The 596-nt window shown below is 64.1% G+C and carries 1 protein-coding gene and 1 pseudogene; one reads left to right on the top strand and one right to left on the bottom strand.

Features of this window, described 5'->3' with window-relative positions:
- The coding region (locus tag IE318_RS44225; protein WP_189908469.1) for an RNA-guided endonuclease InsQ/TnpB family protein at positions 1 to 441 on the bottom strand (441 nt) is incomplete at its 3' end.
- 68 nt (positions 442 to 509) lie between these two features.
- Between IE318_RS44225 and IE318_RS46065 the strand changes: the two are divergent.
- Positions 510 to 596 (top strand): annotated as a pseudogene (locus IE318_RS46065) (IS200/IS605 family transposase); the annotation flags it as partial.

The raw sequence follows: 596 nt of genomic DNA on the forward strand, positions 1-596 counted from the left end.
CCACTTGACCTTGAGGTTGCCGACCTTGGCCACGTACACCGTGCCGTCGCTGTGGAGGCAGAAGGCGTTGGTGTTGAGACGGATCGACTGCCGGGTGTCCTTCTTCGACTTGAAGCGGGGAGGGCCGGCCTTGCGGCCGGGCCGCTTGCCCTTGACCGAGTCGAAGAAGTTCTTGTAGGCGGCATCCAGATCCCGCAGGGACTGTTGCAGGACGACCGCTGAGACGTCGGCGAGCCAGGCGCGTTCCCCAGTGCGCTTGGCCTGGGTGATGCGAAGCCGGGACAGCTCGGCCGACTTCACATACGGCAGCCCCGCCGCGTGCGCTTCCTTGCGGTGGCGCAGGCAGTCGTTCCACACCACGCGGGCACACCCGAACGCACGCGCCAGCGCACGGCTTTGGGTGGTGTCCGGGTAGGCCCGGTAGTTGTAGCGGAGCTGCACACCCAAGACCCTACGACGATTGGACTCATGGACGGGCAGAACGACTACAGCAGGCACGTATTTCTGCGATGCATGTGTACTTGGTCTTTGTGACGAAGTACCGGCGCGGGGTGTTCGACGACGAGATGCTGACACGCTGCGAAGAGATCATGCGC

This window comes from Streptomyces spiralis, assembly GCF_014654675.1.
Classification (GTDB): Bacteria; Actinomycetota; Actinomycetes; order Streptomycetales; family Streptomycetaceae; genus Streptomyces; species Streptomyces spiralis.